The following is a 22,713-nucleotide window of genomic DNA, read 5'->3' as shown; positions in this document are numbered from 1 at the left end:
GCCGCGATCTCTCAGCGCATGTCCTCGACCTTGACGCCCTGCTGCGCCAGGGTCTGGACGCCGGTCAGCAGGTAGGTCACGGCCAGCTCGATGCGCTCGGCGGCGTCCTCGGGGTTGCTGGCCTCGGTCACGGACTCGCCGGCGGCCGACATCGCCCCGAAGAAGAGCCGGGCGAAGGTGGCCACCATCTCGTCGTCGACGGTCCGGTCGCCGGCGCGCAGGACGGCGGCGACGATGTCCTCGACCACGGTGAACGTGGAGCGCTCCTCCTGCTCGCGGTAGCGCTGGTAGCCGAGGACGGCGGGCCCTTCCTGCACGACGATGCGGCGGTAGGTCGGCTGCTGGACGGCCTCCAGGAACGTACGCAGCCCGGCCCGGGCCTGCTCCCACGGGTCCTTCGACTCGCGCATGGCGGCGTCGATGCTCTGCGCGGTCGCGGCCTCGACCTTCTCGAAGACGACCTCGAAGAGCGCCTGCTTCCCGCTGAAGTGGTGGTAGAGCGCGCCCTTGGTGACCTCGGCGCCGGCGACGATGGCGTCCAGCGACGTGCTCGCGTAGCCGTGCTCGGTGAAGAGCTCCTCGGCGACCTCGACGAGCGTCTTCTTGGTCGATGCGGAGAACTGCTGCCTCCGTGACATCCCCGGCACCGACGGAAGCGGGGGAACCTTGGGGACGAGCTTGCTCACGGACGACTTTGCCACCCACCCACTCTAACGGCCGTGTCAGGAATCACCGTCCCGGCTATTGGCCATACCGACGGTATGTCTAATACTATGGGTACGTACTCGCGGTATGTGAGTGCCTACCTTCCGCAAGGAGCCGACAAATGAGCTGGACCAGCCATCACAAGCGCGGGGAGATCCTCCGCGGCGTGGTCGCCGCCGTCGACGAGCGTCGAGACGGCCTGCTGCCCATGGATCTTCCCGGCGTCACCGAAACCTTCACCGACGAGCTCGACCTGCTCGCCGCCCTGCAGCTGCGCTGGCACACCCGCCTGTCCGGCCGCATCGAGACCGAGCTCGCCAACCAGCCGATGGACCTCGAGGACGCCGTCGTCCGGGCCTGGCACGGCGCCGCCGACGACCTTCCCGGCATCCGGACGGTCCTCGACCGCTACCACGCGCTTCCGGTCGACGACGCGATGGCCACCGCGCTGGCCAAGTCGCAGACCAAGGAGCACCTGACCCTGGCCGTCATGGCGGGCAAGGGTGCGTTCGCCGACGCCGAGTGCGTCCGCCTCGGCTCGATGATCGAGGCGCGGGCTCGTGCCGAGTACGAGCCGGCCGTCGAGGTCGTCGAGCGAGGCCCCTTCTCCGGTCTTGTCGACATGTTCCGGGCGGTCCGCTCGGCAGCCTGAGGCTTGTCCTGAGCTTGTCGAAGGGCTGCGTACGGACCTATCGAGCCAGGCTCCGGGCGCCGGCGCGCTCCCTCCCGCGGATCTCCCTCCGCAACTCCCTTGCGCCGGCCCCGGAGCCTTCGGATTTGTTGGTTTCCTGTTGCGGCTGACGTGCCCGAGGTGATGCGATCATGGCGTCATGACGGAGCAGAAGGACGTACGCGCCGGGCGGCTGCTGGTAGCCACCCCGGAGCTTCGCGATCCGAACTTCGTCGACACCGTCGTACTCCTGATCGAGGTCAACGACGACGGTGCGCTGGGCGTGGTGCTGAACCGGCCCTCGCCGGTCCCGGTCGCGGAGGTGCTGCATCCGTGGGCGACGTCCGTGGCCGTTCCCGACGTCCTCTTCCAGGGTGGCCCGGTGAGCAAGGACTCCGCGATCGCGGTCGCGCTCCTGGTCGACTCCGACGACCCGCCACTGGGTTTTCGGCCGGTGGTGGGGCGCCTCGGGCTGCTCGACCTCGACACCCCCGTCGAGCTCGTCGACGGCACCCTGTCGCGGTTGCGCATCTTCGCCGGCTACGCCGGCTGGGGTGCCGCTCAGCTCGAGGGCGAGGTCGAGGAAGGGTCCTGGTATGTCGTCGACAGCGAGCCCTACGACTCGTTCCTCGACGACGTGAGCTCGATGTGGTCCGCGGTGCTCCGTCGCCAGCCCGGTGAGCTGGCCTTCCACGCCACGCGCCCGCCCGATCCGGAACTCAACTAGAGGACCAGTAGACTGGCGGTCATGGGCATCCTGGGATTCGGCACGAAAGAAGCCGTCAAGGAACGGGAGGACGTTCGTCATCAAGACGTCCCCACCGAGGAGGGTGACCACGACCGCTACTCCCACTATGTGGAGAAGGACAAGCTGACCGAGGCGATGGTCATGGGCACTCCCGTGGTCGCGCTGTGCGGCAAGGTGTGGGTGCCGAGCCGTGACGGGTCCAAGTTCCCGGTCTGCCCCGACTGCAAGGAGATCTTCGAGGGGATGCCGCCGGGCGGTGGCGAGGGCGACGACGAGTGAGTAGTGCCGATCTTCCCGGCGCTCTCACACCCGCGTGGCCGAACAAGGCCGCCTGGGGCACTGCGCCCAAGCTTCGTGCTTGGCAGCAGGAGGCGCTGAACGCCTACCTCACCGACCATCCCCGTGACTTCCTCGCCGTGGCGACGCCCGGCGCCGGCAAGACGACCTTCGCGCTGACGGTCGCCGCCGAGCTCCTCGGGCGCCGCTTGGTCGACCGGGTGACGATCGTCGCCCCCACCGAGCACCTCAAGGTCCAGTGGGCCGAGGCGGCCGCGCGGGCGGGCATCCCGATCGACCCGACGTACTCCGCAGGCCAGGGCAAGACCTCGGCCGACTACGTCGGGATCGCGGTGACGTACGCCGGGGTGGCGGTCAACCCGCTCGCGATGCGGATCCGCACGGAGCGGTTCAAGACGCTGGTGATCCTCGACGAGGTCCACCACGCCGGCGACGCGCTCTCGTGGGGTGACGGTGTCCGGGAGGCCTTCGAGCCGGCCGCGCGGCGGCTGGCGCTGACCGGGACGCCGTTCCGCTCCGACACCAACCCGATCCCGTTCGTCACCTACGCGCCCGGCGAGGACGGCATCCCGCGCTCGGCGGCCGACTACACCTACGGCTACGCCGAGGCGCTGCGCGACCACGTCGTCCGGCCGGTGCTCTTCATGGCCTACTCGGGACAGATGCAGTGGCGCACCCGCGCCGGTGACGAGATCGCCGCCCACCTCGGTGAGCCATTGACCAAGGACCTGACCTCGCAGGCGCTGCGCACCGCGCTCGACCCGGCCGGATCCTGGATCCCGTCGGTGCTGGCGGCGGCCGACAAGCGGCTGACCGAGGTGCGGCGCCACGTCCCCGACGCGGGTGGGCTCGTCATCGCCACCGATCAGGACTCGGCGCGCTCCTACGCCAAGACGATCAAGTCGATCACGGGGGAGTCGGCCACCGTCGTCCTCTCCGACGAGAAGGCCGGATCGAAGAAGATCGCCAAGTTCGCCGAGTCCGACGACCGCTGGATGGTCGCGGTCCGGATGGTCTCCGAGGGCGTCGACGTGCCCCGGCTCGCCGTCGGCGTCTACGCGACGACCACTTCGACGCCGCTCTTCTTCGCGCAGGCGGTCGGGCGCTTCGTACGTGCTCGTACGCGGGGTGAGACCGCCTCCGTCTTCCTGCCGTCGGTGCCGAACCTGCTCGGCTTCGCCTCCGAGCTGGAGCTGCAGCGCGATCACGTGCTCGGCAAGAAGGTCACCAGCGAGGACGACATTTTCGCAGCCGAGGACGCGCTGATGGCCGCGGCCAACGCCGAGGAGGGCGCCTCCGAGGAGGAGCTCGGAGCCTGGGAGGCCATGGGTTCCGAGGCGCGCTTCGACCGGGTGCTGTTCGACGGCGGCGAGTTCGGCCACTCCGGCGAGGTGCACGTCGGTTCGGAGGAGGAGATGGACTTCCTCGGCATCCCCGGGCTTCTCGACGCCGACCAGATGAAGACGCTGCTCCAGCAGCGGCAGAGCGACCGAGCCCGCAAGCAGAAGTCGGCCTCGGGTCCGGTCGCCGCCGACGAGCCTGTTGCCGCGGTGGCCGCCCACGAGCAGCTCGCCGTGCTCCGGCGCGAGCTCAACGGCCTGGTCGCCGCCTGGCACCACCGCACCAAGACGCCGCACGGCGTCACCCACAACCGGCTCCGGAAGGAGTGCGGCGGCCCGCCCGCCGCGGTCGCCAACGCCGACCAGCTCAAGGCCCGGATCGACACCCTGCGTGACTGGGCCGCGCGCGGCTCGGCGTGATCGCGGCGAGCCGGTCCGGACGAGCCGAATCGGCGGGAGGGTCGAGGAGTCAGGCACACTGTCTGCCATGAGGACGCGATGACAGCACTCGAGATCGCGGTGACGTCGGTGGACGGCGCGCTCGCCGCGCGTGCGGCCGGGGCGACCCGGGTCGAGCTCTGCACGGCCCTCGAGGTCGGTGGTGTCAGCCCGTCGCAGGGGCTGGTCGAGAGCGTCCTCGACGCGGTCGGTGGCACCGACGCCGACGACGGCTGGGAGGGCGTCCACGTGCTCGTCCGGCCGCGGCCGGGAGGGTTCGGCTACTCCGCCGAGGAGCGGCACGTCCTGGAGCGCGAGGCCGAGATGATCCTGGCGGCCGGGGCCGACGGGATCGTGATCGGCGCGCTCACTCCGCACGGGGAGCCCGACGTCGAGATGGTCCGTGGCCTGGCGGATGCTGCCGCTGCGTACGAGGCGACGGTGACGTTCCACCGGGCCATCGACCTCACCGCCGACCCGGTCGCGGCGATCCGGTCGCTGGACGGTGTGGTCGACCGGGTCCTCACCTCGGGCGGTGCGCCGGCCGCCGCCGCGGGGGCCGCGACGATCGCCGAGATGGTCGCGGCAGGCGGACCGGACGTACTGGCCGGAGGAGGGGTGACCGTCGACGCGATCGCGGCACTGGCCGCGCTCGGGGTCGAGGGCGTGCATCTGTCCGCCAAGCGCCGGGTCGCGACCGCCGGTCGGGTGGCGCTGGGCGTCGCCGACGACGGTGGTCACTGGGTGACCGATCCGGATGTCGTCGCGGCCGCGGCCGCCGCGCTCGCCTAGGCGATCGTGTCGCCCTCGACCAGGTCGCGCAGGACCGAGACGGCGGCCTCGAGGTCGGCCTCGGTGCGGTGACGCGACTCCAGCCGCTCGGCGATGAGATGCGAGATGCGCTCGCGCACCTCGGCCAGATCGGCCCGGCCGGCGTCGGTGAGCGTCACCAGGCTCGCCCGCGCATCGGCGGGGTTGGGCTCCTTGCTGACCAGGCCGGTCTCCACCAGCTGGGCGATCTGCGCCGACATGGTCGGCTGCGAGCAGCCGTCGGCGCGGGCCAGGTCGGTGATGCCGAGCGGCCCGATGGCGTCGAGGATCGTGAGGACGCGGACGCTGGCCGGAAGGTCGAGCGCGCGGCGCACGAGGCGCATGAGGCGCGCCGCGTAGACCACCAGGTCGCTGGAGAGGTCCAGGGTCTTCGCCGAAGCGGAGCCCGAGGTGGTCGGGGCCGCTGTGGGAAGCAGCTGCTGTGAAGGCATCGGTTGGATTCCAGGGTTGGGGTTGCGGCGCGGTGAACGGGTGGAGACTATCTGAGAATGACAACGGAGCGGCACACCTGGATCGCGTTCCTGCGCGCCATCAACCTGGGCGCGACGCGAAAGTTCCCCAAGCAGGCGATCATCGCCGCGGTCGTCAGGGCCGGCGGAACCGACGTGGAGACCTACATCAACACGGGCAACGTACGCTTCGACCACCCCGTCGGCGACCGGGCCGAGATGGAGGCGATCCTGGAGGAGGCCTTCGCCGCCGACCGCTTCTTCGAGGTGCCGACGATCTGTGTCACGCCTGCCGAGCTGAAGGTGATCGCCAACGACGCCGCGGCGGTCGGGATGGGCCACGAGGGCAGGCAGTTCGTGTTCCTCTGCAAGGAGCACAGCGACCCCAGCTCCCGCGAGGCGCTGGTCGCCCGGGCGGGCGAGGGCGAGCGGGTCTATGTCATCGGCCGTGCCGTGCACCTGCTTACCGAGAGCTTCCAGCAGACGAAGATCACCAACGCCGTCGTCGAGCGTCACATCGCCATCAGCACCAACCGCAACCTCAACGTGATCCGCACGCTCGCCGACCGCTGGGGCTGAGCCTCGGCCAACCGGTCGTCAGAGCAGGGGCGACCCCTCACCCGGCTTCCGGCAGCCGACGAGCCTGATGGTCGCGAGTCCTGGGCGGCTTCCAGCCCAGGCGATGGGCGGCGCCCACCGCGGCGATCTGCGAGGAGACCTCGAGCTTGGCCAGGATGGACTTGACCTGGGTGCGGACCGTGGCCGGCGAGACCACGTTGAGAGCGGCGATCTGGGACACGGTGCGCCCGTTCCTGAGGTGCTCCAGGACCTCTTCCTCGCGGTGGGAGAGACGTTCGAAACGCTCGCGGAGTCCGGCCAGCTCGACATCGCGACGCACGGCGTGCCCGATGAGCTGTTCGCGCTCCTGTACGTCGAGAACGCGAAGCCCGTCCGTCAGGCGCCGCACGATCGAGATGAGATCGTTGAGCGGCCGCGACTTGGACACCACCACCCGCGCGCCCCGGCGCAGCGCCTGACCCCAACAGGCTGGGTCGGTGGTCGACGTCAGGACGACCACGTCGATCCCGGCACGCGTCAGCGGGGCGATCGTCGCCATCAACGGATCACCTGCGTCCAGCGTCGTGCCGAGGATCACGATGCTCGCACGAGTGCGCACGATCTGTGCCGTGAGTGCCGTCGCGCTCGCGTGATCGGCGAGCGGAGGCAGGAGGCGAGCGTCGAAGCGATGCCTTGAGAGCGCCAGCTCGAGGGATTCGCCGACCACCGGGTGCGGCTCCACGATGGCCACCCGGTGGCTCACCTTCGTTCGCTGCGGACGAGAGGTCGCTGTGATCGTCATGGCTCGACCCGCTCCTTCCGGGCGCCCGCGTTGGTTGCTTCGTAGTGGCTGATGGCCAGGTTCAACGTGGCCAGCGCACGCAGCTCGGCCAGCGAGGCCCGCTCGATGCTGGCCAGGCGCAGGCGGGCCCGCGCTTCCCGCAGGGCCCGGACATCTCCCACCTGGTTCGCCACGCGTACGGCCGAGGACAGCGGCGTCCACGACGGCGTTCGTACCTCGCGCATCACCGTGAGGAGAGCCCATTGCGGGGAGCCGGCCGGAAGCAGTCGGGCGACCCTGCGCTGACTCAGGTTCCGTGTCGACGTGCCGGTCTGCACAGCCTTCGCATGCTGCCTCGTCAGCTGCAGCCGATCGGACCCATCGATGGGTCGGGCTCTGACTGGGCTGTCGATCGTGGGGGTGGTTGTCATGGAGACAATCCTGTTGTCGCCGAGCGCCTGTGGGACCGTTCGCAAGGCCCGATCTCCGGGACCAAAGGCCCGGCTCGGTCTCCTACTGCGCCTCGATGCGATCGAGATAGGCGCGGCGTACGTCGTCGTCGACGCGGGTGATCGCGGCGTCGTCGCGGACGGCGCGGCGGATCAGGCGCATCACCCGCTCGGGGACGAGCGGAGAGCCGTTGGCGGCGAAGCCGACGTAGGACGGGACCGCGATCTCGGCCGCCCGACTGCGGACCGACCTCACCACCGCGGCCGCGATGTCCTCGGGGTCGACCGCCGGGAGGACGCCGAGGTCGATGCCCGAGGAGAGCTCGGTGCGTACGGCGCTCGGCAGCACGGTGGTGAGCGAGACCCCGGTGCCGTCGATCTCGAGCCGGGTGGCGGCGCTGAGGCCGACGACGGCGTACTTGCTGGCGTTGTAGACCGCCAGGCCCTTGAGCGGGAACTTGCCCGCCAGCGAGGCGACGTTGACGACGTGGCCGCGGCCGCGCGCGATCATCCCCGGCAGCACCAGCCGCACGCCGTGGATCACTCCGTAGACGTTGACGTCCATGGTCAGCCGGTCGATCCGGTCCTCCTGCTCGAGGAAGGAGCCGTTGGGCATGACTCCGGCGTTGTTGACCAGGATGTCGACCGGCCTGCCGTGCGCCTCCTCCGCGGCGGCGAGGAAATCGGTGTAGGACTGTTTGTCGGCGACGTCGAGCCGGTGACCGCTCGCGCCCTCGCCGAGCTCTGCCGCCGCATCCCGTGCCAGCGCGTCGTCGAGGTCGCCGAGGGCGACCCGTGCCCCGGCCGCGGCGAACTCCTTCGCCGTGGCGAGGCCGATGCCCCGAGCGGCGCCGGTGACGACGACCAAGGCGCCGTGGAGGTCGATCCTGGGGAAGCGTGTCATGCGGAAACCTCCGCGGTCTTGATCGTGATTTCGAAGTCGGACGGCTCGAAGCGGCTGATCCGGCGGACCAGCTCTCCGGTGGACCAGGGCCAGGAGAAGCTGTTGCGGCCGTTGGCGTCGATGAAGTAGCTATGGCAGGAGGCGCCGCTGTAGGCGGTGCCGGCGAGCGCGGCCTGCACGTCCGCGACGTACGCGGCCTGTGCCTGTGGGGTCACGTCGAGCTGCGTCCAGCCCTGCGCGCGGGCGGTGGTGATGGCGTCGGTGATCATCGCGACCTGCGACTCCGCGACGGCGAAGGCCGAGCCGTGCCCGGTGCCGAGGCTCGGGCCGAGCACCACGAAGGCGTTGGGGAACCCGGCGACCGAGGTGCCCTGGTAGGCCTCGGGGGAGCCGGACCAGTGCTCGGCGAGCGTGCGGCCGTCGGCTCCACGGACCAGGTCGGCGACCGGCATGTCGAGGATGTGGAAGCCGGTGCCGAGGATGATCGCGTCGACCTCGGCCGTGCTGCCGTCGGAGCCGATCACGCTCGCGCCCTCGACCCGGTCGACGCCGGTCGCGTGCACCTCGACGTTCGGCTTCGTCAGCGACTGGAGGTAGTTGTTGGAGAAGAGGATCCGCTTGCAGCCGAGCAGGTAGTCGGGCGTCAGCTTGGCCCGCAGCTCCTTGTCCCGGACGGCGGCTCGCAGGTAGGCCTCACCGATCTTCTGCAGCCCGTGCATCAGCGGCTTGGGATGGTGGAAGGCGACGCCGACGGTCTCCATCGCGGCGTACTCGACGGCGCCGAGAGCCTTCTCGAAGAAGGGTACGTTGCGCTTGACCCACTTCTCCGCCTCCGGCACCGGGTGGTCGACCTTGGGCAGGACCCAGTGGGCGGTGCGCTGGAAGAGGTGCAGATCGGCGACCTGCTTCTGGATCTGGGGCACGAACTGGACGGCCGACGCACCGGTGCCGATGACGGCGACCCGCTTGCCGTCGAGGTCGAAGCCGTGGTTCCACCGCGCCGAGTGCCAGACCTCGCCGGGGAAGCCGGCCAGACCGGGCAGGTCCGGGATCTTCGGCTCGTTCCACGGCCCGGCGGCCGCGACCAGGAAGCGTGCGCTGAGCTCACCGGCGCTCGTCTCCAGGTGCCACTCGGCCGTCTCGGCGCTCCAGGCCGCCCCGCGGACCTCCACGCCGAACCGGGTGACGTCCTCGAGGCCGCGGTCGCGGGCGACACGGTCGATGTAGGCGAGGATCTCCGGCTGGTTGCCGTAGACCCGCGACCAGTCGCTGTTGGGGGCGAAGGAGAACGAGTAGAGGTTGGACGGTACGTCGCAGGCGCATCCCGGGTAGGTGTTGGCCCGCCAGGTGCCACCGTAGGTGTCGGCCTTCTCGAGGATGACGACGTCCTCGACCCCTGCCTCCCGCAGCTTGATCGCGGCGGCGATGCCGGAGATGCCCGCGCCGATGACGACGACCTGGTGATGCGTGCTCATGCTCGTTCTCCTGTGAGTGTGGCCGCGAGGCGGCCGGGAACGTGTCGGCGGGCCGCGGCGAGGGTGGCCTCGCGGCGGCCGATGTCCATGAAGTTGGGTCCCATGGCGGCCAGCTCCGCAGGCCCGGGCTCGACCCGGATCACCCGCACGCCGGCCGCCCGGAGCCGGGCGACCTCGCGGTCGAGCACGGCGGTCATCTGTGAGCGCAGCAGGCGCTCGACCCGGTCGAGACCGCGAGCGGGGACGCCGCCCTCGGTGGTCATCGGGGCGACCACCACGACCTCGTCGACCGCTGGACCGACGGCCGGGTCGAGGAGAAGGTCGGCCGAGACGGAGGAGACCGCGCCTCCGTCGACGTGGCTCCGGCCGGCGATCTCGACCGGCGGGAACCAGCCGGGGATCGCCCACGACGCCGCGACGGCCGCGCCGAGGGAGGCCGTGGGGGCACCAGGAGCCCCGAACGCCACCCGCTCACCGGTCGCCGCGTCGGCCGCGATCAGCCAGGTCGCGGGATGGTCGACCCAGCCGCCGGGGCCGGCCAGCGCGTCGCCGTACTCCCTCAGCCAGCCGGCATCTCCACGCCCGCGGGGGAGCAGCCCGGCCAGCGCGCTGTAGGCCGAGCGGCGGGAGAGTCCGGGGCGGACCAGACCGAGTGCGGGCAGCGCGGGAGCGGGGATGGGCGGCACCTTGCCGGGGTGGACGGCGATGTGGTCGGCCAGGACGGGGTCGGCGCCCGGGATTCCGTCGAGAGCGTCGAGCAGGTCCTGCGGCGTACGGCCGGATCCGAGGGCGGCGACGATCTCCGAGCCTGCGGAGGTGCCGATCAGGACATCGGCCGTGCGGGCGTCCCAGTCGAGGGCCTTCTCGAGGGCGCGGAGGGCGACGGCCGTCCAGGCGAACCCGAGGGTGCCGCCACAGCCGATGGCGAGTGCGCGTCGGTGCGTCATGTTTCGGATACTAATGGTATTCGAATACCATTGGTAGGTCGGACTGGTAAGATTTGCCTCGTGGGCCGGATAACGCGCAAGGAGTCGCACGCGCAGACGCGGGTGCGACTCGTCCAGACCGCACACCGTCTGTTCCTCTCGGACGGCTACAACGCCACCTCGCTCGACAAGGTCGCCACCGAGGCGGGCTACTCGAAGGGTGCCGTCTACTCGAACTTCGCGACCAAGCACGATCTGGGCCTCGCCGTGCTCGACGTGATCCACCAGGAGCGGGCGCTGTCCCTGGCGAGCGCCGTCAATGGGATCGAGACCGTCGAAGGCCGGATCGACGCCTTCGCCGGGTGGGCCGAGGCCAACATCGGTGACGTCGGCTGGACCGCGCTCGAGGTCGAGTTCGCGACCAGCACCCGTCGCGTACCCGGGGTGAGCCAGCAGCTCGCCAACAGGCGCCGTGAGCTGACCGCGGCGGTCGCCGGCCTCATCGAGCAGCAGGCCGACGAGCTCGGCCTCACGCTGCCCTCGCCGGCCGAGGACGCCGCCGTCCAGCTGCTCTCGCTCGGCATCGGGCTCGGCGTGCAGCGTGCGTTCGACCCCGACCTGTCCGTCGCCAGCCTGGTCGACCTGCTGCGGTCGCTGTTGGAGGGCGCGAAGCCCTCCTAGCGCGTCACCTAGTGGGCCGGGGCGCCGTTGCGCTCGGCTGAGGGGAAGGACACCCGGTTCAGGCCGCGTACGGCAGGGCTCAGCAGCGTCGCCAGCGAGATCACGACGTAGGCGATGCCGGCGATCGCGAGCACGTTCTCGATCCCGTACGCAGCCGCCAGCGGTCCCATCGCCAGCTGTCCGACGGGGATGGCGATATAGGTGCCGAGCTGGTCGTAGGAGGACGCGCGGGAGAGCAGCTCGCTGGGGACGTTCTCCTGCATCGACAGCTGCCAGCCGAGACTGAAGACCTGGATGCCCGCGCCGGAGAGGGCGGCCGCGGGCAGCAGCACGCCGAGGTCGGTGGAGAACCCGAGGGCAGCGATCGGCAGCCCGAACAGGGCCATGCCGATCATGCCGTAGAACAGCGGCCGCTCGAGCCGGATCTTCATCAGCACGAGCGTCGCGGCGAGCACACCGATGCCCTGGAAGGTGAGGAGCAGACCCCACCCGCCTGCGCCCAGCGACGATCCCTCGGCACGCTGCGGACCGAGGGTGAGGAGCCCGCCCTCGTAGAGCGCGTTGAGCATGGTCGCGGCGCCGACACAGAGCCACAGCCAGCTCGTGGCGCGGAAGTAGTCCCAGCCCAGGCGCAGGTCGCCGATCACCGAGGCCTTGGTGACCGTGCCGCTGAGCTTGACCGGCAGCAGCAGCAGGGCCGCGATGATCCAGGTGGCGGCATCGAGGGCGAGCGCCCAGCCCGCGCCGACGCTGAGGACGAGCAGGCCGGCGGTGCCCGGACCTGCGACCGCGACGACCGCCTTGGTCAGCGACATCAGCACGTTGGCCTCCTGCAGCATGGTGCGCGGCACCACGAGCGGGATGATCCCCTGCTGGGCGGGCAGGCCGGCGGCCGAGACGATGCCGTTGAGCGCTGAGAGCGCGATCAGGTGCCACAGCTCGGCGACGCCGGCGATGACCAGGACGGCGACCGCCGCCTGGCTCAGGCCGGAGACCAGGTTGGAGGCGAACAGGATCCGAGCGCGGCCGATCCGATCGGCGAGCACGCCACCGATGAGCATGAAGACGATCATCGGGATGGTGCGGGCGGCGAGGACCGCGCCGATCGCGATCGGCGCGTCGCTCACCTCCAGGACGGCGAAGGCCAGGGCGACGGGGGCCATGAAGTTGCCCGCGAGGTTGATCGAGCGGGACGCGAAGAACCAGCGGAAGTGGGGTTCGCGAAGTGGGGCTGTCGCCGAGATCCGAGCCATTCGAGAGACAATAGACCGTCAGGGGATTTCTATCTGCGGAAAATTCCCAATTCTGTCACGAGACCGTTACCCCCGCCGCTCGCATCTCCTCGATGGCGGCCGTGGTGGAGGACGCCGCCACTCCTGCGGCCAGGTCGGAGAGCAACCTGGTGTGGAATCCGGCCGCCTGTGCGTCGAGCGCGGTGGCACGTACGCAGTAGTCGGTCGCCAGCCCGCACACGTCGACCTCCTCGACTCCCTGGGCGCGGAGCCAGTCGGTCAGGGTGGAGCCGCCGGTGGCCGCGCCCTCGAAGCCGGAGTAGGCCGCTGCGTACTCGCCCTTCCGGAAGATCTCGTCGAAGGTGACCGGGTCGAGGTTGGGGTGGAAGGCCTCGCCGTCGGTGCCGACCACGCAGTGCGCCGGCCAGGAGTTGACGTAGTCCGGCGGGTTGCCGAAGTGGTCGCCCGGGTCGATGTGGTGGTCCTTGGTGGCCACGACCAGCCCGTAGGTCTGCTCCGGCGCCTTGCTCGCCGCCCGCTCGCGCAGCAGCTGACCGATGTCGTAGGCCACCCGAGCCCCGCCGTCGACCGGCAGGGAGCCGCCCTCGCAGAAGTCGTTCTGTACGTCGACCACGATCAGTGCACGCGTCATGCTCGCCAGGGTAGACGGTGACGGTTCGTCTAGGTATGCAGCCGAACCGTCACATCCCTAGCGGAGTTCCACCTGGGCTGTGACGGTTGGTCTGCGTACCTAGACGAACATCCGGCCGGGCGGCGCGCGATCAGATGAACTGGGTGGGGATCGCGGGATCGCCCTTGAGGAGCGAGTGGGCGATGACGGGGAGCTCGGCGACGGAGGCCTGGTGGCGGTCGCGGGCCGCGTCGAGGGGCTCACGACCGACGATCTCGCCCTTTCTGACCAGCTGGGTGAGCAGGGGGCGGTCGTTGTTGTCGCCCTCGGGCGCGGTGCCGATGCCGATCACCTCGGCGTCGGCGACATCCTTGCGGTTGCGGCGGCGCAGGGCGTACTTCCGGCCGCCGATCGAGGTCTTCGCGGCGCTCTTCTTGGCGACCGGCTCCAGCTCGCCGGAGGCACCCTCGCGGGAGACCAGCTTGTAGACGAAGCCGGCGGTGGGGTGGCCGGAGCCGGTGACCAGCTGGGTGCCGACGCCGTAGCCGTCGACCGGGGCGGCCGCGAGGCCGGCGATGGCGTACTCGTCCAGGTCGCTGGTGACGATGATCTTCGTCTCGGTCGCGCCGAGGTCGTCGAGCTGGCGGCGTACGTCATGGGCGAGGAGCCCCAGGTCGCCGGAGTCGATCCGCACCGCGCCGAGCTCGGGCCCGGCGATCTCGACCGCCTTCGCCACCGCCTCGGCGATGTCGTAGGTGTCCACCAGGAGCGTGGTGCCCTTGCCGAGCGAGGCGACCTGGGCCCGGAAGGCCTGCTCCTCGGTGTCGTGCAGGAGCGTGAAGGCGTGCGCGGAGGTCCCGGTCGTCGGCACCCCGAAGCGGGCCCGGGCGGCCAGGTTGGAGGTGGCGGTGAAGCCGGCCACGTAGGCCGCGCGGGCGGCGGCGATCGCGGCCGCCTCATGGGTACGCCGGGAGCCCATCTCGATGCACGGGCGCTCACCGGCCGCGAGCGTCATCCGGGACGCGGCGGTGGCGATGGCCGAGTCGTGGTTGTAGATCGAGAGCAGCACCGTCTCCAGGACGACCGCCTCGGCGAAGCTGGCCTCGACCACGAGCAGCGGCGACTGCGGGAAGAAGGTCTCGCCCTCGGCGTACCCCCAGACGTCGCCGGTGAAGCGGTAGCCGGCCAGCCACTCCAGGGTCGGGCCGTCGACGACGCCCTCGAGCACCGCCAGCTGCTCGGAGTCGAAGCGGAACGCCTCGATGGCGTCGAGCGCCCGGCCGACCCCGGCCACCACGCCGTAGCGCCGCCCGCCGGCCAGGCGCCGTGGGAACAGCTCGAAGACGGCACGGCGTTCCGCGGTGCCCGCCTTCAGGGCGGCCTGGAGCATGGTCAGCTCGTAGTGATCTGTCAGGAGCGCGGTCGAGTCCGCTGTCGAGTCCACGGGCACATCGTGGCACGATGGGTTGTATGAGCGCGCCAAGCCCTGTGGAGCTCGACGAGCCCGAGGTCGACGACCTCGTCGCGCCCGCGACCCCGTGGGTGACCATCGTCTGGAACGACCCGGTCAACCTGATGTCCTACGTCACCTTCGTCTTCCAGAAGTACTTCGGCTACTCCAAGAAGAAGTCGGAGAAGCTGATGATGGAGGTGCACAACGACGGCAAGTCGGCCGTCTCCACCGGCTCGCGCGAGGAGATGGAGCGCGACGTGCAGGCGATGCACGAATACGGACTGTGGGCGACGCTGGAGAAGCAGGATTGATGGGCGGGTTCAGCTACCACCGCCGCAGCAAGCAGATCATCGCGACCTTCTCCGGGTTCGAGGCCGACCTGCTCCGGTCGCTGGCCTCCCAGCTCGTGGAGCTGCTGCGCAACGAGGTCGCCGCACCGGCCGAGAGCGATGATCCGCTGGAGGCTCTGCTCGACTTCTCGGGACCGACCACTGAGCCCGAGGACCCGGTGCTGAAGCGGCTCTTCCCCTCGGCCTACGGCGACGACGCCGAGGCAGCCGGGGAGTTCCGGCGGTTCACCGAGGGCGGGCTGCGCGACGGCAAGGCGCGGGCCGCCTCCACGATCATCGACTCGCTCGAGGAGGCCGGGCTCCCGCCCGAGCTCGACGAGAACGGGCTGGTCATCGACGTCGAGCTCTCCATCGGCGACGCCGAGGCGTGGATGCGGTCCTTCACCGACATCCGGCTGGCGCTCGCGACCCGGCTCGGGGTCGAGGAGGGCGACGAGGACTTCTGGGACTCGCTGCCCGAGGACGACCCCGCCGGCCAGGTCTACGGGATCTACCAGTGGGTCGGGATCCTCCAGGAGACCATCGTCGAGGCGCTGGTCACCGCGAGCTGAGCGGTTTCCGGCCCGGGCCCATACCAACGCGGAGTGGTTCCGCCAACCATGTCCGCACCCTGGGCAAAGGACGTTTCCCGGCTCGTGCCGCCTAGGCTGATCCTGTGCTGACCATCGACCAGGCGACGTACGACGCGATCGTCGCCCACGCGAAGCGCGACCATCCCGACGAGGCGTGCGGGATCGTCGCGGGCCCTGAGGGGTCCGACCGGCCCGAGCGGTTCATCGAGATGATCAACGCCGCGGGCTCGCCGACCTTCTACGAGTTCGACTCGACGGACCTGCTCCAGCTCTACAAGGAGATGGACGCGAACGACGAGGAGCCGGTGGTCGTCTACCACTCCCACACGGCCACCGAGGCCTACCCGTCCCGCACCGACATCGGGCTGGCGATGGAGCCGAACGCGCACTACGTCCTGGTCAGCACCCGAGAGCACGGAAATGACGAGGGTCCGGTCGAGTTCCGGTCCTATCGAATCGTCGACGGCAACGTCACCGAGGAAGAAATCAGCATCGTCCCGACGTTGTCGTGACGCGCAACACCTACATCTAGGAGAACGAACCCATGGCCATCGAGGTCAAGATCCCGACCATCCTCCGCACCTACACCGCCGGTGAGAAGGCAGTCAGCGCCGAGGGCAAGACCCTGAGCGCGCTCATCGACGACCTCGAGGCGAACCACTCCGGCATCAAGGAGCGCCTCATCGACAACGGCGACCTGCGCCGCTTCGTCAACGTCTACATCAACGACGAGGACGTACGCTTCATCGGCGGTCTCGACGCCGAGCTCAAGGACGGCGACCAGGTCGTCGTGCTGCCTGCGGTCGCCGGCGGCTGCTGACCTCTTAGCCCAGAATGCCGCGGTCGTACGCTCGTGCGACCGCGGCTGCTCTGTCTGTGACCCCGAGCTTGTCGAAGATGTGACCCAGGTGGGTCTTGACCGTCGCCTCGCTGACGAAGAGCGTGGCGGCGATCGCGCGGTTGGTGGTGCCGCGGGCGACCAGGGTGAGCACCTCGCGCTCGCGCGGGCTCAGCTGCGCCGACGGGCCGGGTGATCGGAGCCGGGAGGCGAGCCGGGTCGCGACCGCGGGGGAGAGGACGGTCTCACCGGCCGCGGTCCTGCGCACGGCGTCGACCAGGTCCGGCGTCGGAGCGTCCTTGAGCAGGTATCCGGTCGCGCCCACCTCGATCGCGGCGACCACGTCGGAGTCGGTGTCGAACGTCGTCAGGACCAGTACGCCGGCCCGTGACTCCCACGCCCGGAGCCGCTCGATCACCTCGACCCCGGCGGTGCCCGGCATCCGCAGGTCGAGGACGAGCACGTCGGGGTCGAGCTCCTCGACGAGAGCCAGCGCCTGCGCGCCGTCCCCGGCCTGGCCGACCACCTCGAAGCCCTGCGCTCGGAGCACCCCGACCACCCCGTCGCGGACGACGGGGTGGTCGTCGGCGACGACGATCCGGATCGGTTCACTCATGCTGGTCCTCGGGAGAGAGCGGGGATGCTGGCGGAGACGGCGGTGCCGGAGCCCGGGGCGGACTCCAGGGTGAAGGTGCCGGTCAGGCGCCGGGCGCGGTCGCGCATCACGCCGAGCCCGAACGCGGACGAACGGCGCGGGGCGGCGGGATCGAAGCCGACGCCGTCGTCGCGCACGTCGAGGATGACCTCGGACCCGTCGAACGTGAGCGTGACCCCGACCCGTTGCGCGCGGGCGTGCTTGGCGACGTTGGCGAGGGCCTCCTGGGCGATCCGCAGCAGCGTGGCCTCGACCTCGGGGTGCAGCGCGGTGGCGTCGCCGACGACGACGAAGGAGGCCTCGACGCCGTGGTCGTCACGCCAGCTCTCGACCAGCGCCGAGAGCGCGTCGGCGAGGCCGGTGCCGGCCAGCTCCGCCGGGGTGAGGTCCTGCACGGACCGGCGGGCCTCGACCAGCGCGGTGCGGGCCATCTCGGTGGCTCGGGCCACCCGGCGGCGTACGTCCTCGGCGTCGGCGGAGCCCTGGGCGGCCTGGAGCTGGGCGACGACGCCGGCCAGGGACTGGGCGATGGTGTCGTGGATCTCCCGGGCGAGGCGCTCACGCTCGTCGCGTACGCCGGTCTGGCGGGACTGGGCGAGAAGCTGCTGCTGGAGGCGGGCGTTCTCGGCGAGGGCGTTCTCCAGCCGGACGATCGTGTCGGCCCGCTCCTGGCTGACGGCGTCGAGGTGCATGCTGTAGCGGCCCATCAGCGTCGCCAGCCCGAAGTTGACCACGAAGAGCAGTGGCAGCAACATCGCCTGCCAGGGGTTGTCGTAGGGCGGCGGTCCGCCGGTCTGACCGACGGCCATGATCACGGCCGTCACACCCATCGCCGCCCAGCGCAGGCGGCCGCGGAACGAGTCGAAGGCATCCAGGTAGCCGACCCACGCGACGATGCAGAACAGCGGGTGCAGCAGGGTGAGGACGGCGATCAGCAGCGTGCGCCCGATATAGCCGACCGGGTGCGGGCCGCCGTGGACGAAGGTCCACCACCAGGACCACGCGGCGACCGCCACCACCAGCCCGCCGAACGCCATTCGGGCCTCGAGACCGCTGGGTCCCAGCACCGGCAGCGTCGCGATGCAGATGGCCGTGGCGAGCACGATCAGCGCCAGGGGCAGCACCTTGAGGTTGCGCGCCCAGCGCTGATCGTGCCCCAGGGCCGAGTCCATGCCCAGACCCTCTCACTCCCACGTGAAGGCGCGCACGGCAATCACGTAGAGCATGATCGCCCAGCCGCCCATCACCGCGAGGTCCATCAGCTGCGGGAAGGCCCCCGCGCCGGCGTCGTTGAGCGCGTTCGAGGCCGCGCCGTAGGGAGTGAGCGAGATGACGTCACGGACGGTGCCGCCGAAGACCTCGACGGGGAAGTAGACCCCTGCGGTGAACATGCTCGGGATGAAGGCGACCATCGCCACCACCTGTCCGGTCCTGGCGTTGGGGGAGACCGCCGTGATCGCGGTCCCGATCCCGAGCGAGACGGCCAGAGCGAGCACGTAGGCCGCCGCGTACCCGAGGAGTGATCCCGGCAGCGGCGTCCCGAACACCAGCCGGCCGACCACGAGCACGATCACCGACGAGGCGGCGACCGCGACCGCGTGCACCAGCACCTGGCCGAGCAGGATCGAGGCCGGCCGGGCCGGCGTGGTGCCGAGCCGCCGCAGGACGCCGCTCTCGCGATATCCGGTCAGCGTCGGCGGCATCGTCATGATCGCCGCCATGATCATCGAGAGCAGCACCGTGGTCGGCACGTAGAGGTCGATCAGCCGCCGGTTGCCGAAGTCCTCGTTGTACTCGCGGAAGGCGGGCACGACCCCGAGCACGACGAGCAGCAACGTCGGGAATGCGAGGATCCAGAAGAGCGAGAGTCGCTCGCGGGTGAAGAGCCGGGTCTCGGTACGGACCATGGCGACGGTCGGGCTGGTCATCGCAGTGCCCCCATGTCGGTGAGAGTCTCGGTGAGGTCGAGGTAGGCGGCGTCGAGGGTGCCCGCAGCGACCCGGAGCCGAAGCGGCGTCACCCCCTGCGTACGCAGCGCCTCGATGACCGCGAGGGCGACCCCTTCGGCGCCCTCGACGGTGACGGTGCCGTTCTCGCTGTGCGCGGCGGTGACGCCGTCGAGCTCGCGCAGGGCGGTCAGGTCGATCGCGACCGAGGTCTCGAAGGTCGTGATGGTCGCGGCGGAGGCGGAGTCGATGAGTCCCGCCGGGGTGTCCAGCGCCCGGATCCGGCCGGCGTCGACGATGGCGATCCGGTCGCAGAGGGTCTGGGCCTCCTCCATCGAGTGGGTCACGAGCAGGACGGTCACCCCCCGGTCGCGTACGTCCCGAACCAGGTCCCACACCTCACGGCGGGCCCGCGGGTCCAAGCCGGTGGTGAGCTCGTCGAGCACGACGACCCGCGGCCGGCCGATCAGCGCCAGCGCGATCGAGAGTCGCTGCTGCTGGCCGCCGGAGAGGTTCTCGAACCGCTGCCGCAGATGGGCCCCGAGCCCGAGCCGCTCGGCCAGCGGCGCCCACGGCTCCGGGTCGGCGTAGAACGCGCTCCACAGCTCCAGCGCCTCCTGGATCGTGATCTTCGGCTGCAGCTTCGCCTCCTGCAGCTGTACGCCGAGGACCTTGGTGATCTCCTCGCGCTGGTTCCCCGGGTCGATCCCGTGGACGCTGATCGTCCCCTTGTCGATCGTCCGGAGGCCCGCGATCGACTCGACGGTCGTGGACTTCCCGGCGCCGTTGGGGCCGAGGATGCCGAAGATCTCGCCCTCGTACACCGTGAGACTGATGTCGTCGACGGCGACCGTGGTGCCGTAGACCTTGCGCAGGCCGTCGACCTCGACGGCGGGTTCTGGTGCCATGTCTCAAGCCTGGCGACATCGACAGGTCGGTGACATCGGGCGATCGGGTCGAGCGGGGGTCAACCGATCGGATGATGCCGTTCTCGGCTGTTGGTCGAGACCAACACGTCGTTCCGTCGTGGCTGACGTGCTGGGTTGTGGCGTCGTCGACCCTGAACGCCGCCGGTCAGGCAGCCGCGCGGGCGAGGCGCGTGACGGCTTCGGTGATCGTCTCGGGGGCGCAGGCGATGTTCATCCGGGCATGTCCGGCGCCGGGGGCGCCGAAGGCGGGGCCGTGGTGGAGGGCGACCCTGGCACTCTCCAGGGCGACCGCGGCGGGGTCGTCGCCCCAGCCCAGTTCGGAGAGGTCGAGCCAGGCGAGATAGCTGGCCTTCGGGCGGCGCAGCCGAGCCGCAGGAAGGTGCTCGGCAAGCGTTGACTCCAGGACGGACAGGTTGTGCTCGATCGCGGCGATCGTGCCGGCCAGCCACGCACGACTCTCGGTGAAGCCGGTGCGGGCGGCGATGATGCCGAGGTGGCCGGTGCGGGAGGAGACCTCGTCCGGCAGCCCGGCGACCAGGCGTGACATCACGTCCCCGGCGGTCACGAACAGCGCACTCTTCAACCCCGCCAGGTTGAACGCCTTGCTCGCAGACTCCGCCGCGATCCCATGCGCGCGGGCCTCCTCCGACACCGTCAGATACGGCGTGAACTCCACGCCCGCGTGGACAAGCGGCGCGTGGATCTCGTCGCTGAGGGTGAACCCGCCATGCTTGGCCACGATCCGCGACAGCTCGGTGAGCGCCTCGCGCGAGGGCACCAGGCCGACGGGATTGTGCGGGTTGCAGAGCAGCACCCCGCGCGCACCGCCGCGCAGCGCCGTGTCGATCCCCGCCAGATCCAGCGAGAACGACTCACCGTCGTCGAGCAGCGGCACCTCTTCGACTACTCCGCCGGCCTCCTCGACCAGGTCGTAGAACGGTGGGTAGACCGGCGGGTTGACGATCACCCGCTCGCCTGGGCGCACCAGCCGCCGCAGCGACTCCACGATCACCACGCTCACGTCCGTGGTCGTCCGCATGAGCGATGGGTCCGCGGCCCAGCCCCAGACCTCCGTGGCGTACGCACCGAAGGCGTCCGGTAGACCGGACGAAAGCGCGTTGGCGTAGCCGGTGTCGCTGCGTGAGATCGTCTCGGCCAGAGCCGCCCGGATCTCCGGCGCGAGCGGAAAGTCCATCTCGGCCACGAACATAGGCAGAACGTCTGCTGGGTAGAGGCTCCACTTGACGCTGGTGCGCGTGCGGAGGACGTCGAGCGGGTCGGCGACGGTGCGCTGTGCCGGCTTGGGCGAGGTCGTCATCGCGGCCATCCAACCATCCGCTACCACGTGTCCGGCCGACGGCCCGGACGGCGTCCCAGGGACTGGGCGATCCTCGCGGACGGGAATGAATCCGGGGCGAAGTGCGATGCTTGACCCATGCGCTACGACAACCTGCTGGCGTCGGTCGGTGGCACTCCACTGGTGGGCCTGCCCCGCCTCTCGCCCTCGCCCGACGTACGTCTGTGGGCCAAGCTCGAGGACCGGAACCCCACCGGCTCGATCAAGGACCGCCCGGCTCTTCGCATGGTCGAGGAGGCCGAGAAGGACGGCAGGCTCCGCCCGGGCTGCACGATCCTCGAGCCGACCTCCGGCAACACCGGGATCTCGCTGGCCATGGCGGCCAAGCTCAAGGGCTACCGGATCGTGTGCGTGATGCCCGAGAACACGAGTGAGGAGCGGCGGCAGCTGCTGCGGATGTGGGGCGCCGAGATCGTCTCCTCACCTGCCGCCGGCGGTTCCAACGAGGCCGTCCGGGTCGCCAAGCGGCTGGCCGCCGAGCACCCCGACTGGGAGATGCTCTACCAGTACGGCAACACCGCCAACGCGCTCGCGCACGAGGAGGGCACCGGCCCCGAGCTGCTCGCTGACCTCCCCTCGATCACCCACTTCGTCGCCGGACTCGGCACCACCGGCACGCTCATGGGTGTCGGCCGCTACTTCCGCGCCGCCAAGCCGGAGGTACGCATCGTCGCGGCCGAGCCTCGCTACGGCGAGCTCGTCTACGGCCTGCGCAACCTCGACGAGGGCTTCGTCCCCGAGCTCTACGACGCCTCGCTGATCGACGCCCGCTTCTCGGTGGGTCCGCGCGACGCCGTCCGGCGCGTGCGTGAGCTGTTGGAGCTCGAGGGCATCTTCGCCGGCATCTCCACCGGCGCCATCCTCCACGCCGCCCTCGCCCAGGCCGCGAAGTCCCTCAAGGCCGGCGAGAAGGCCGACATCGCCTTCGTCGTCGCCGACGGCGGCTGGAAGTACCTCTCCACCGGGGCGTACGAGGGCACCATCGACGAGGCCGAGGAGGGTCTCGAGGGCCAGCTCTGGGCCTGACGTCGGTCCTGCCGGGGTAGTCCAGGGAGTTTCCGTCGCTTTACTGGTCAGTAACGGACGGAAACTCCCTGGACTACCCCACCTTCTCCCACAGTCGCCTAGGGGCAGGTCAGCGGCAGAAGGCGTAGACGACGAGGCCGTGGTCCTCGCCGCTGAAGACCTGGTCGAGGGCCTTGCCGGTGAGGTGGGCGTCGACGTAGCGCGGGGCGGGGCCGGTGGCGACGATGGCGTGGCCGGGGAGTCTGCCGGTCATGTCGCGCGGGGCGTCGGCGCTCCAGCAGTCGTGCTCCTGGATGAGAGCCGCGGGGCTGCCGGGAGCGAGCGGCCGGCCGGAGCCGAGCCCGCCGGAGTCCGAGGCGGAGCCGAGCTGCACCAGCGCTACGGCGACGGCCGATGCGTACATCGCCCAGATGCCGAGCGCCATGAAGCCCTTGCGTCCAAGGATGGCTCTCACTCCTGGGCAACGCGGCAG

28 protein-coding genes are annotated in these 22,713 nt (G+C 70.5%); 12 read left to right on the top strand and 16 right to left on the bottom strand.

Annotated elements, in window-relative coordinates; all coding sequences use genetic code 11:
• Positions 1-11: 11 nt before the first annotated feature.
• On the bottom strand, positions 12-701 hold the full coding sequence (locus OG984_RS12815) for a TetR/AcrR family transcriptional regulator (protein ID WP_328531942.1): 690 nt from the start codon (positions 699-701) through the stop codon (positions 12-14).
• Between the two features lie 125 nt (positions 702-826).
• On the opposite strand from OG984_RS12815, the gene OG984_RS12810 reads away from it, so the two are divergent.
• The 5 genes from OG984_RS12810 (at position 827) to OG984_RS12790 (ending at position 4,990) form a co-directional block, all read left to right on the top strand.
• A complete protein-coding gene (locus OG984_RS12810; protein ID WP_328531941.1) occupies positions 827-1,357 on the top strand; it encodes a hypothetical protein in 531 nt (176 codons plus the stop codon).
• Positions 1,358-1,535: 178 nt separating this feature from the next.
• Complete coding sequence (locus tag OG984_RS12805; RefSeq protein WP_008358666.1) at positions 1,536-2,102, top strand: YqgE/AlgH family protein; 567 nt, start codon at positions 1,536-1,538, stop codon at positions 2,100-2,102.
• Positions 2,103-2,123: 21 nt separating this feature from the next.
• Positions 2,124-2,402: a DUF3039 domain-containing protein gene (locus OG984_RS12800; RefSeq protein ID WP_008358664.1), complete on the top strand. Its 279-nt coding sequence runs from the start codon at positions 2,124-2,126 to the stop codon at positions 2,400-2,402.
• The gene (locus tag OG984_RS12795; protein WP_196875017.1) at positions 2,399-4,180 is read left to right on the top strand and encodes a DEAD/DEAH box helicase; all 1,782 of its coding nucleotides are present in this window, start codon (positions 2,399-2,401) and stop codon (positions 4,178-4,180) included. Before OG984_RS12800 ends, OG984_RS12795 begins: the two co-directional genes overlap by 4 nt.
• Before the next feature lie 78 nt (positions 4,181-4,258).
• Positions 4,259-4,990, top strand: a complete 732-nt coding sequence (locus OG984_RS12790; protein WP_328531940.1) for a copper homeostasis protein CutC — start codon at positions 4,259-4,261, stop codon at positions 4,988-4,990.
• Here OG984_RS12790 and OG984_RS12785 read toward each other — a convergent pair.
• The gene (locus OG984_RS12785; RefSeq protein ID WP_328531939.1) at positions 4,987-5,460 is read right to left on the bottom strand and encodes a MarR family winged helix-turn-helix transcriptional regulator; all 474 of its coding nucleotides are present in this window, start codon (positions 5,458-5,460) and stop codon (positions 4,987-4,989) included. The genes OG984_RS12790 and OG984_RS12785 overlap by 4 nt on opposite strands.
• A 57-nt stretch (positions 5,461-5,517) precedes the next feature.
• Here OG984_RS12785 and OG984_RS12780 point away from each other — a divergent pair, with 57 nt between their 5' ends.
• Entirely contained in the window at positions 5,518-6,057 is a 540-nt protein-coding gene (locus tag OG984_RS12780; RefSeq protein WP_328531938.1) for a DUF1697 domain-containing protein, read from the top strand.
• 37 nt (positions 6,058-6,094) lie between these two features.
• Here OG984_RS12780 and OG984_RS12775 read toward each other — a convergent pair whose 3' ends face one another.
• The 5 genes from OG984_RS12775 to OG984_RS12755 form a co-directional block, all read right to left on the bottom strand.
• The gene (locus OG984_RS12775; RefSeq protein ID WP_328531937.1) at positions 6,095-6,838 is read right to left on the bottom strand and encodes a response regulator transcription factor; all 744 of its coding nucleotides are present in this window, start codon (positions 6,836-6,838) and stop codon (positions 6,095-6,097) included.
• The gene (locus OG984_RS12770) at positions 6,835-7,062 is read right to left on the bottom strand and encodes a hypothetical protein (RefSeq protein ID WP_328531936.1); all 228 of its coding nucleotides are present in this window, start codon (positions 7,060-7,062) and stop codon (positions 6,835-6,837) included. Before OG984_RS12770 ends, OG984_RS12775 begins: the two co-directional genes overlap by 4 nt.
• A gap of 268 nt (positions 7,063-7,330) precedes the next feature.
• Positions 7,331-8,170, bottom strand: a complete 840-nt coding sequence (locus OG984_RS12765; protein WP_328531935.1) for an SDR family oxidoreductase — start codon at positions 8,168-8,170, stop codon at positions 7,331-7,333.
• Complete coding sequence (locus tag OG984_RS12760) at positions 8,167-9,645, bottom strand: flavin-containing monooxygenase (RefSeq protein ID WP_328531934.1); 1,479 nt, start codon at positions 9,643-9,645, stop codon at positions 8,167-8,169. Before OG984_RS12760 ends, OG984_RS12765 begins: the two co-directional genes overlap by 4 nt.
• Entirely contained in the window at positions 9,642-10,592 is a 951-nt protein-coding gene (locus OG984_RS12755) for a patatin-like phospholipase family protein (RefSeq protein WP_328531933.1), read from the bottom strand. Before OG984_RS12755 ends, OG984_RS12760 begins: the two co-directional genes overlap by 4 nt.
• Before the next feature lie 60 nt (positions 10,593-10,652).
• On the opposite strand from OG984_RS12755, the gene OG984_RS12750 reads away from it, so the two are divergent.
• Entirely contained in the window at positions 10,653-11,252 is a 600-nt protein-coding gene (locus tag OG984_RS12750) for a TetR/AcrR family transcriptional regulator (RefSeq protein ID WP_328531932.1), read from the top strand.
• A gap of 8 nt (positions 11,253-11,260) precedes the next feature.
• Here the strand turns inward: OG984_RS12750 and OG984_RS12745 are convergent, their stop codons facing one another.
• The 3 genes from OG984_RS12745 to OG984_RS12735 all read right to left on the bottom strand — a co-directional run bounded on the left by OG984_RS12745 (position 11,261) and on the right by OG984_RS12735 (position 14,559).
• Positions 11,261-12,505: an MFS transporter gene (locus OG984_RS12745; protein WP_328531931.1), complete on the bottom strand. Its 1,245-nt coding sequence runs from the start codon at positions 12,503-12,505 to the stop codon at positions 11,261-11,263.
• Between the two features lie 55 nt (positions 12,506-12,560).
• Complete coding sequence (locus tag OG984_RS12740) at positions 12,561-13,145, bottom strand: isochorismatase family protein (RefSeq protein ID WP_442941010.1); 585 nt, start codon at positions 13,143-13,145, stop codon at positions 12,561-12,563.
• A gap of 121 nt (positions 13,146-13,266) precedes the next feature.
• Positions 13,267-14,559: a nicotinate phosphoribosyltransferase gene (locus OG984_RS12735; protein ID WP_328531929.1), complete on the bottom strand. Its 1,293-nt coding sequence runs from the start codon at positions 14,557-14,559 to the stop codon at positions 13,267-13,269.
• Positions 14,560-14,585: 26 nt separating this feature from the next.
• Here OG984_RS12735 and clpS point away from each other — a divergent pair, with 26 nt between their 5' ends.
• From clpS to OG984_RS12715, 4 genes are all read left to right on the top strand, one after another.
• Complete coding sequence (clpS, locus tag OG984_RS12730) at positions 14,586-14,879, top strand: ATP-dependent Clp protease adapter ClpS (RefSeq protein ID WP_328531928.1); 294 nt, start codon at positions 14,586-14,588, stop codon at positions 14,877-14,879.
• Positions 14,879-15,469: a DUF2017 domain-containing protein gene (locus tag OG984_RS12725; protein WP_328531927.1), complete on the top strand. Its 591-nt coding sequence runs from the start codon at positions 14,879-14,881 to the stop codon at positions 15,467-15,469. Before clpS ends, OG984_RS12725 begins: the two co-directional genes overlap by 1 nt.
• 104 nt (positions 15,470-15,573) lie before the next feature.
• On the top strand, positions 15,574-16,002 hold the full coding sequence (locus OG984_RS12720) for a M67 family metallopeptidase (RefSeq protein ID WP_328531926.1): 429 nt from the start codon (positions 15,574-15,576) through the stop codon (positions 16,000-16,002).
• 32 nt (positions 16,003-16,034) lie between these two features.
• Positions 16,035-16,310: a MoaD family protein gene (locus OG984_RS12715; protein ID WP_008358635.1), complete on the top strand. Its 276-nt coding sequence runs from the start codon at positions 16,035-16,037 to the stop codon at positions 16,308-16,310.
• A 4-nt stretch (positions 16,311-16,314) separates the two neighbouring features.
• On the opposite strand, the gene OG984_RS12710 is transcribed toward OG984_RS12715, so the two are convergent.
• From OG984_RS12710 to OG984_RS12690, 5 genes are all read right to left on the bottom strand, one after another.
• The gene (locus OG984_RS12710; RefSeq protein ID WP_328531925.1) at positions 16,315-16,944 is read right to left on the bottom strand and encodes a response regulator transcription factor; all 630 of its coding nucleotides are present in this window, start codon (positions 16,942-16,944) and stop codon (positions 16,315-16,317) included.
• Complete coding sequence (locus OG984_RS12705) at positions 16,941-18,155, bottom strand: sensor histidine kinase (protein WP_328531924.1); 1,215 nt, start codon at positions 18,153-18,155, stop codon at positions 16,941-16,943. The genes OG984_RS12710 and OG984_RS12705 overlap by 4 nt, the downstream gene beginning before the upstream one ends.
• 12 nt (positions 18,156-18,167) lie before the next feature.
• Positions 18,168-18,911, bottom strand: coding sequence for an ABC transporter permease (locus OG984_RS12700; RefSeq protein WP_328531923.1), 744 nt, complete (start codon positions 18,909-18,911; stop codon positions 18,168-18,170).
• Positions 18,908-19,837 (bottom strand): ABC transporter ATP-binding protein, encoded by a 930-nt coding sequence (locus OG984_RS12695; protein WP_328531922.1) that lies wholly within the window; start codon positions 19,835-19,837, stop codon positions 18,908-18,910. Before OG984_RS12695 ends, OG984_RS12700 begins: the two co-directional genes overlap by 4 nt.
• Before the next feature lie 166 nt (positions 19,838-20,003).
• Positions 20,004-21,176 carry a MalY/PatB family protein gene (locus OG984_RS12690; protein ID WP_328531921.1) on the bottom strand — a complete coding sequence of 391 codons (1,173 nt, stop codon included), beginning with the start codon at positions 21,174-21,176 and terminating at the stop codon, positions 20,004-20,006.
• A gap of 117 nt (positions 21,177-21,293) precedes the next feature.
• On the opposite strand from OG984_RS12690, the gene OG984_RS12685 reads away from it, so the two are divergent.
• Positions 21,294-22,241, top strand: a complete 948-nt coding sequence (locus OG984_RS12685) for a PLP-dependent cysteine synthase family protein (protein ID WP_328531920.1) — start codon at positions 21,294-21,296, stop codon at positions 22,239-22,241.
• Positions 22,242-22,350: 109 nt separating this feature from the next.
• On the opposite strand, the gene OG984_RS12680 is transcribed toward OG984_RS12685, so the two are convergent.
• Positions 22,351-22,695, bottom strand: a complete 345-nt coding sequence (locus tag OG984_RS12680) for a hypothetical protein (protein WP_328531919.1) — start codon at positions 22,693-22,695, stop codon at positions 22,351-22,353.
• Positions 22,696-22,713 lie beyond the last annotated feature (18 nt).

The sequence above is a fragment of the Nocardioides sp. NBC_00368 genome (assembly GCF_036090055.1).
Taxonomy (GTDB): Bacteria; Actinomycetota; Actinomycetes; order Propionibacteriales; family Nocardioidaceae; genus Nocardioides.
Note: the sequence above shows the minus strand (reverse complement) of the source record. Positions and strands in the feature narration are given on the sequence as shown.

Excerpts from the sequence above, each read along its gene's own strand:
- OG984_RS12810 (WP_328531941.1), top strand. The coding sequence starts at position 827 with ATGAGCTGGACCAGCCATCACAAGCGCGGGGAGATCCTCCGCGGCGTG.
- OG984_RS12805 (WP_008358666.1), top strand. The coding sequence starts at position 1,536 with ATGACGGAGCAGAAGGACGTACGCGCCGGGCGGCTGCTGGTAGCCACC.
- OG984_RS12800 (WP_008358664.1), top strand. The coding sequence starts at position 2,124 with ATGGGCATCCTGGGATTCGGCACGAAAGAAGCCGTCAAGGAACGGGAG.
- OG984_RS12790 (WP_328531940.1), top strand. The coding sequence starts at position 4,259 with ATGACAGCACTCGAGATCGCGGTGACGTCGGTGGACGGCGCGCTCGCC.
- OG984_RS12785 (WP_328531939.1), bottom strand. The coding sequence starts at position 5,460 with ATGCCTTCACAGCAGCTGCTTCCCACAGCGGCCCCGACCACCTCGGGC.
- OG984_RS12780 (WP_328531938.1), top strand. The coding sequence starts at position 5,518 with ATGACAACGGAGCGGCACACCTGGATCGCGTTCCTGCGCGCCATCAAC.
- OG984_RS12775 (WP_328531937.1), bottom strand. The coding sequence starts at position 6,838 with ATGACGATCACAGCGACCTCTCGTCCGCAGCGAACGAAGGTGAGCCAC.
- OG984_RS12770 (WP_328531936.1), bottom strand. The coding sequence starts at position 7,062 with ATGCGCGAGGTACGAACGCCGTCGTGGACGCCGCTGTCCTCGGCCGTA.
- OG984_RS12765 (WP_328531935.1), bottom strand. The coding sequence starts at position 8,170 with ATGACACGCTTCCCCAGGATCGACCTCCACGGCGCCTTGGTCGTCGTC.
- OG984_RS12760 (WP_328531934.1), bottom strand. The coding sequence starts at position 9,645 with ATGAGCACGCATCACCAGGTCGTCGTCATCGGCGCGGGCATCTCCGGC.
- OG984_RS12755 (WP_328531933.1), bottom strand. The coding sequence starts at position 10,592 with ATGACGCACCGACGCGCACTCGCCATCGGCTGTGGCGGCACCCTCGGG.
- OG984_RS12745 (WP_328531931.1), bottom strand. The coding sequence starts at position 12,505 with ATGGCTCGGATCTCGGCGACAGCCCCACTTCGCGAACCCCACTTCCGC.
- clpS (WP_328531928.1), top strand. The coding sequence starts at position 14,586 with ATGAGCGCGCCAAGCCCTGTGGAGCTCGACGAGCCCGAGGTCGACGAC.
- OG984_RS12725 (WP_328531927.1), top strand. The coding sequence starts at position 14,879 with ATGGGCGGGTTCAGCTACCACCGCCGCAGCAAGCAGATCATCGCGACC.
- OG984_RS12715 (WP_008358635.1), top strand. The coding sequence starts at position 16,035 with ATGGCCATCGAGGTCAAGATCCCGACCATCCTCCGCACCTACACCGCC.
- OG984_RS12710 (WP_328531925.1), bottom strand. The coding sequence starts at position 16,944 with ATGAGTGAACCGATCCGGATCGTCGTCGCCGACGACCACCCCGTCGTC.
- OG984_RS12705 (WP_328531924.1), bottom strand. The coding sequence starts at position 18,155 with ATGGACTCGGCCCTGGGGCACGATCAGCGCTGGGCGCGCAACCTCAAG.
- OG984_RS12700 (WP_328531923.1), bottom strand. The coding sequence starts at position 18,911 with ATGACCAGCCCGACCGTCGCCATGGTCCGTACCGAGACCCGGCTCTTC.
- OG984_RS12695 (WP_328531922.1), bottom strand. The coding sequence starts at position 19,837 with ATGGCACCAGAACCCGCCGTCGAGGTCGACGGCCTGCGCAAGGTCTAC.
- OG984_RS12690 (WP_328531921.1), bottom strand. The coding sequence starts at position 21,176 with ATGACGACCTCGCCCAAGCCGGCACAGCGCACCGTCGCCGACCCGCTC.
- OG984_RS12685 (WP_328531920.1), top strand. The coding sequence starts at position 21,294 with ATGCGCTACGACAACCTGCTGGCGTCGGTCGGTGGCACTCCACTGGTG.